This window comes from Bacillus sp. PPSBB_2 (assembly GCF_045291115.1).
GTDB classification, from domain to species: Bacteria; Bacillota; Bacilli; order Bacillales; family Bacillaceae_G; genus Bacillus_A; species Bacillus_A cereus.
Window position 1 is genome coordinate 5,026,113 of record NZ_CP147983.1, and the last position, 6,605, is coordinate 5,032,717.

Consider the following 6,605-nt stretch of genomic DNA (forward strand, 5'->3'; position numbering starts at 1 on the left):
AAAATAAAAAGCCTGGTTGCCTTTTGGATTTTCATACATCACAACATGTGTGAAAATCCAAACTGCAACCAGACTATCATAGTAATTTTCATTACCTTAGACTCTTAGCTTTGCGACCTATCCTTTCGAATAGTGTGCCAAATATAGGTATTTATTTATCGTGTTTTGAATATACCATTAAAACCCAAAAAAGAAAATAGTTTTTTTAGAAAAAAATTATTAATTTTTATAATCTGAATTTTTCCTAGGAAATCCATATTGAAAACTTTCAAAAAACATTTTGATGTTAGAAACACATCATACATTCTTTATCGATAAAATGAGATTTTTACTATACACAAATAGCGAGATAAAATAAAAAAAACATCACTTCCAAATAAGTGATGTTTTTTGTAGTTAATGCAGTGGTAACATAACTTCAACCGTCGTTCCAACCCCAACTTCACTTTCAAAACTCATTTTACCGTTGTGGTCTTTAATAATTTTTTCTGTAACTACTAAACCTAGACCAGTTCCTGTTTCTTTCGTTGTATAAAAGGCTTCATTTAACTTTGGAATTTTATCTTTCGGAATGCCGCATCCCTCATCTTTCACTTGAACGATGATTCCATCTTTTACAGTAACTTTAATCGTAATTGTTCCGCCAACTGACATTGCTTCAATTGCATTTTTGATTAAATTAAAAAAGACCTGTTTTAATCGTTTTTCATCACATATAATTGATGGTAAGTCTTTACTGTAAATACCTTGTATGTAGACTCCTTGTTTTAAAGCTGGCTTTTCCATAACTCGAATAACATAAGAAATAATTTCTTGTATGTTATGAGTTTCTGATTCTAGTGATTTAGATTTCTCAAATCCACTAAGTTCTGTAGCAATTATATGAATCCGATCTACTTCTTGTTTCATAATATCACTATAAATTTTATCCTCTGGATGCTTGTCTGCTTGTTTATTCACAAGTTTTTTTAAGTTTGCTAAAGGTCTTCTAATCTTATAACCAATAACCGTTGCCATCTTTCCAACAGCTGCTAGTTTTTCTGTCTGTTTTATTTCTTTGTCCATCATCTCAAGCGTACGAACGTAAGACTGAACCCTTAAAAATATAATCCAACATATGATAGTAAATACGCTATATAATGCCATTGGGATTAAAACGAGAGAAGATTGAATAATGATTCCTGTAAGAGCATACTTTCCGATAAGTATCGCTGGAACTAACCAGAAATATCTTTTATTCACAAAGATTGGTGCAAACAAAATAAAAAATCCTTCTACTATATTTCCACCGTCAAATTCTGCATCGCTACCATAATAAATCATAATGTTATGGATACAATCTAATACATTATAGCCAATTAGAATAATATATTTTACCGCAAAAGCATTCTTCCATTTCATAAAGTATATTCCAATGCAAAACAATACCACCATCAAAAAGTAAAGCCATAAACCTAAACCATCTTCAAACTCTCCTACACCTTCTTGCTCTCCACCGATTAACGGTACGATAAATTCATAGGCAAGATCATATACGAAAAATATAATAAAAAATAAACTTAAAAATGCTTTCAGCGCCTTTATTTCTTCATTTTTAAATATATAGCCTTTATTCATATGGTAACTCCTAGCTTTTCTTCCACTTGGATTTCAGTATTTCCACACTTCCTTGGGAGAATGATGTCTATTCTCGTTCCAGTATCTTTTTCACTTGAAATATGCAACTCACCAAGGTGCTCGGCGACAATTCGATTCGCTACCGTCAGTCCCAGACCAATTTTATCTTGTTTCGTTGTATAAAAGGCCTCTGTAACACGGGGTAAGTTTTCTTGCTTAATACCATGACCATTATCGATCACACTGATCATTACATATTCTTTCCCTTTATTTTCTAATTGTAAATGTAATATGCCACCTTGTCCCATTGCCTCTAAAGCATTTTTTATCGTATATAAAAAGACTCCTCTTATTTTTCGTTCATCACATTCAACTTCTATTGTTTTTTCTTCCACATTAGAAATAAACTGAATGTTTAATTCATCTATTTTTTCACGAAGACTTGTTATTACTTGTAATACAATTTTTCCTACATCATGTTTCTTATAAATAGAAGGTTTGCATGTAGCAACTTCCATTAACTCACTTATCATATTATTCATATTTTCTATTTCAAAAATCATACGTTTATAAATAGGATCCTCTTCATGCTTCTCTCGTTGTAATTGCGTAAATCCTTTTAATGAAGCAAGTGGATTTTTAATTTCATGTCCAACCGTCGCTGCCATTTTTCCGATTACTGCTAATTTCTGTGATTCACTAGCAATCGCAATACTTTCCTTTACAGCTGAAAGATATTGTAAAAATCGGTTTAAAATGATATATGCAGCTATTAACATAAGTGTATACATAATAAGGAACATAAATGCTTTTACTTCCTCTAATACAAATAAATAAATTAAATATTTTCCTACAATAGAGGAAAGTAAAAACACATAGAATTTTTTATTTAAAAATATAGGTACAAAGAAAATGAGAATAATTTCTATTATATTTGTCGCATCAAACGCCGCCTTATTATAAAAAACATACGAAAATATATTAGCGAGTTCTATCCCTATGTATGCAAATATCCATGCATATTTAACAAGGTTTGCCTTCTCTTTTTTCATTAAATATATATTCACGCACAGTATTGCTACTCCGCAAATAACTTGCCATATTATATTGTATCCCTTATCCATTATTGATTTATCTTCTAATACGATTGCATAGAAAATTTGATATACAATAACAATGACATATAACACCCATAAAAGGATTTTTGCATTTCTTTCTTCTTCTTTATATGATAGAAAACTTTCTTTCACTTCAACACCCCTTCAAAATAATATCTCGAAGAATACCATTTATTATAATAAATGATTTTCATAGACAAACAAAGATAAATCGAACATTTGAGGAAAATCGTACCAAAAACGCAATATATTTAGACTATATACAGAGCATAAAATCTATGATCATTAATACGTATATTATGGGAGGTGTTTTTTATGGATGGCAAAAAAAATAAAAAGACCGAACAACTCCAATCTTTTACGCGTGAAAACGAAGGAAAGGAAATGACAACAAATACAGGTGTTAAAATTTCAAACGATGAAAACTCTTTAACTGCCAGTGATCGTTTCCGAACGCTTAGGCATAGTGCAGGGAACGCCAAATGGACAGTGGGAAGTAAATGATATTTTCTTAACAAGCTCACCACTCCTTTATGATGGATGATCATTTTCTTAACAAAGTAAGTTCATTTGTCGTAGAATCATATAATCACTTTAAGCCGATTGGCTCCTTCCAAAACGGCTCTTCTATTATTCAATCTTTAAATATCGAAGGAAAGCCTGGTATTTTAATAGAACAAGACCCTACAAGGCTAGCAAATGAATTTATTAAAGCTATGACAAAACAACGCTTTTGGGATAGAGCATATTCATAAAATAGGGGGAAATTTATGTTTGTTACTGTCGAGAAAGATGTGCATATTTTTGTGCAAGACATTAATCCTGGGCCAGGTAGTAAGACTGTTTTCTTCGTTCACGGATGGCCTTTAAATCATCAAATGTACCAATATCAACTCAATGTTTTACCAGAGCATGGCTTTCGCTGTATCGCCATGGATATACGAGGGAATGGACAATCTGATAAGCCATGGACTGGTTACACGTATGATCGATTAGCGGATGATATCGCAATTGTTCTGGAAGCACTTCAAGTAGAGAACGCTACATTAGTCGGTTTCTCAGTTGGTGGTGCTCTTTCTATTCGCTATATGTCTCGCTATAATGGGCGCCGCATTTCTAAGCTCGCATTAATTGACGCTGTCTCCCCCTCTTTCGTTAAAAATCAAGAGTCCCCTTACGGTGTACCGAAAGAACAAGCAGATGCTCTCATTAATCAAATGTATGCTAATTTACCAAAATTTTTAAATGATTTATCTTTATCCTTTTTTAATAGAAACTTAGGGGCTGCAACCCTTGAATGGTTTTCTTATCTCGGTATGCAGTCCGCTTCTTATGCCCTTATAAAAATTTTACAAGCAGCTGCAAATGAAGATGTAACGAAAGATTTAAATAAAATTAACGTCCCAACAAAAATCTTCCACGGCGTTCACGACCAACTAATTCCTTACAAAAGTTCTGAGCTTACGCAACAACGAATTAAAAATTCTCAGTTACATGCTCTTACAAATAGTGGTCATGGTTCACCAATCGATCAAGCGGATGAATTAAATAAAGAACTGATAAAATTTTTACATGCATAACAACTGCAATACAAGAACGAAAGTTAATACAATCGATTTTTCACAAAACATAAAATTCACATATTTCTCACAAATACACAAATAAAACGATTACATTTTCATATATACTAAATGTACAAGTAATACTCCCTAAACCCAGCTTGTCTGGTTACCCCGTTAAATACTATGAAAAAAGAACTTGTATCGTTATACAAGTTCTTTTTGTTTCTTTTATTTAAAGAGGATATCTTTACTATATTGATTTCCAACGAGTAAATCATATTGAAGCATTTTATATTGCTCTAACATTTCTTTTTGTTTCTTTGTTAAATCATTGATTACTTCTCCATTTTTATCAACTTTTAATTCATCTCTAAGCACTGGTATTTCCTTGTAAAGTTCCGATAAAAATTGATAAAATAAGGATTTATTTAATCCTGCATAATCAAAAATAAGATTAGAAAAATGAATTGGGCTTACTAAACCTAAATTATCATTTGGCATATCAAAGTTTGCATACATTAATAGCGGTGTTTGCGCCATCGCTAAACGTTCATTCGGTGTTTTTTCATTCGTTATATACCCATTTTCTTTATAAAAAGATTTATTTGTTCCTAATGATGGAAGATGATCTCCAAAGAATACTAATAATGTAGGTCTATCAAAATTATCTAGTTGCTCTATTAAATATTGAAGAGCCTCATCTGAACGTCTTAATCCTTCTGTATACGTCTCTAATTCTCCCTTTGATTCTTCATTTTCTAGACCACTAATTTCGATTAGGTTTTCACCAAATCGGCCCTCTGTAAATGGAAAATGATTTTGCATCGTAACTGCATGAATAAATGTAGGTTGTTTTTGTTTCTCTAACTCAGCAATTATCTCTTTACTCATCGCTAAATCACTAATATAATCTCCATCAATATCCACATTTTCCATCGTGTCCTCTGCATTAAACTTATCAAACCCTAACACCTTATATACATCATCACGTTTAAAGAATGTGCGACCAAATGAATGAATTGCACTTGTATAATAACCTTCTTTTTTCAACGCTGTAGGAATTGATGGAATTTCTTTCTTATTTGTAATAACCTGCTGATATGGTATAGAACCTGACTTTAACAAACTCATTGAATAACTTGTTAATGCCTCAAATTCAACGTTCGCCGTATTCCCCCCAAATGTAGGAGAAATAGTTTGTCCACCAGGAAAGTTTTCTATATAATGATGTAAATTTGGCACAGGATCTTCACTAAAAGAAAGGTTGGTTACTTTCGTGGGATCCCAAAACGATTCACTCATTACAAAAATAATATTCGGTTTCTCTTTTTTCTTTTGGCTCCCTATACTTCCACTATATTGTTTGTTTATATCGTTTGCTATTTGAAGCATATTTTCTTTAGAATAATTTTTTGGTTTTTCCATAACTGTTGTATCTAAATTGCTAATAAACCCAAGTACAAAACCATTTGAAGCATAGTTCTCATTTTGATTCCACAAAACAAAATCTACACCTGATTTTTGAAATACTTTATTCATAAATGTATTCGCAAAATTACCATACGCATATAGAACAAAAATAGACCCTACTACTAATAAGGCTCTTATTCCTAGATGAATCTTTACATTTTGAATATACCTTCTCATATATATCCCTGCTACAATACAAGCTACGATACTTAAGATAATGACAAAAATATAACTCCAACTAAAATAGTCCATCACCATCGGTATAACAGATTGCATATGCGTAATTTGTGTAAAATCAGAAGGATATAACGGATCACCTCTGAAAATAAGCTTCAAATAATTCACAATACATAAAATGACTAACGTACAGCTCGTTAAAACCATACTTAGAAAAACCTTACCTATTAAATTATATACAAGAATATATATTGCATAAATTACTACAAAACTTAATATAAACTGCATATTATAAAGAGGGTGTTGCAAAACTAAAATAAACATGCAATGTTATGAATCAGAAAAACTAGCTGAACATGCAATAGATAGCGATTTTGACCATACCAACGTGGCTGTTCCAACCCTTTATCTTTGAGTTTACTAAACTGTTGTTCAATTTTCCTACGTTCTTTCATCAATTGTTTACCAAAGATAGTTTGTATAAAATGAGATAATACACGACGATGTGTACTCTTATTTTGTTCACCATTCCTAGGATTGATTGGATTCATGGCAAAGATGTTACATGTTCGTGCAATTTCATAAATACGTTGACTATCGTAAGCAGCATCTGCAACGGAAAATAACACATTTTGATCTTTTATATCCTGAAGCAATACAG

The 6,605-nt window shown here is 31.7% G+C and carries 6 protein-coding genes, 1 pseudogene and 1 riboswitch; of the genes and pseudogenes, 3 read left to right on the forward strand and 4 right to left on the reverse strand.

What is annotated here, in order from left to right; all coding sequences use genetic code 11:
• Window positions 1-60 precede the first annotated feature (60 nt).
• Window positions 61-149, reverse strand: a riboswitch (cyclic di-GMP riboswitch).
• A 247-nt stretch (window positions 150-396) separates the two neighbouring features.
• Together V6946_RS25460 and V6946_RS25465 are read right to left on the reverse strand one after the other, a co-directional pair.
• Window positions 397-1,617, reverse strand: a complete 1,221-nt coding sequence (locus tag V6946_RS25460; protein WP_001032627.1) for an ATP-binding protein — start codon at window positions 1,615-1,617, stop codon at window positions 397-399.
• A complete protein-coding gene (locus V6946_RS25465; RefSeq protein WP_000664890.1) occupies window positions 1,614-2,867 on the reverse strand; it encodes an ATP-binding protein in 1,254 nt (417 codons plus the stop codon). The genes V6946_RS25460 and V6946_RS25465 overlap by 4 nt, the downstream gene beginning before the upstream one ends.
• Window positions 2,868-3,050: 183 nt before the next feature.
• Here V6946_RS25465 and V6946_RS25470 point away from each other — a divergent pair, with 183 nt between their 5' ends.
• The 3 genes and pseudogenes from V6946_RS25470 (at window position 3,051) to V6946_RS25480 (ending at window position 4,315) form a co-directional block, all read left to right on the forward strand.
• Complete coding sequence (locus V6946_RS25470; RefSeq protein WP_006925581.1) at window positions 3,051-3,239, forward strand: hypothetical protein; 189 nt, start codon at window positions 3,051-3,053, stop codon at window positions 3,237-3,239.
• Window positions 3,172-3,490 (forward strand): annotated as a pseudogene (locus V6946_RS25475) (catalase); the annotation flags it as partial. The gene V6946_RS25470 and the pseudogene V6946_RS25475, both read left to right, overlap by 68 nt.
• A 15-nt stretch (window positions 3,491-3,505) precedes the next feature.
• Complete coding sequence (locus tag V6946_RS25480; protein ID WP_366982424.1) at window positions 3,506-4,315, forward strand: alpha/beta hydrolase; 810 nt, start codon at window positions 3,506-3,508, stop codon at window positions 4,313-4,315.
• A gap of 210 nt (window positions 4,316-4,525) precedes the next feature.
• Here V6946_RS25480 and V6946_RS25485 read toward each other — a convergent pair whose 3' ends face one another.
• Window positions 4,526-6,268 (reverse strand): LTA synthase family protein, encoded by a 1,743-nt coding sequence (locus tag V6946_RS25485; RefSeq protein WP_366982423.1) that lies wholly within the window; start codon window positions 6,266-6,268, stop codon window positions 4,526-4,528.
• Window positions 6,256-6,605 (reverse strand): transposase (locus V6946_RS25490; RefSeq protein WP_406622056.1); only part of this gene is annotated, 350 nt, incomplete at its 5' end. The genes V6946_RS25490 and V6946_RS25485, both read right to left, overlap by 13 nt.

Excerpts from the sequence above, each read along its gene's own strand:
- V6946_RS25460 (WP_001032627.1), bottom strand. The coding sequence starts at position 1,617 with ATGAATAAAGGCTATATATTTAAAAATGAAGAAATAAAGGCGCTGAAA.
- V6946_RS25470 (WP_006925581.1), top strand. The coding sequence starts at position 3,051 with ATGGATGGCAAAAAAAATAAAAAGACCGAACAACTCCAATCTTTTACG.
- V6946_RS25485 (WP_366982423.1), bottom strand. The coding sequence starts at position 6,268 with ATGTTTATTTTAGTTTTGCAACACCCTCTTTATAATATGCAGTTTATA.
- V6946_RS25480 (WP_366982424.1), top strand. The coding sequence starts at position 3,506 with ATGTTTGTTACTGTCGAGAAAGATGTGCATATTTTTGTGCAAGACATT.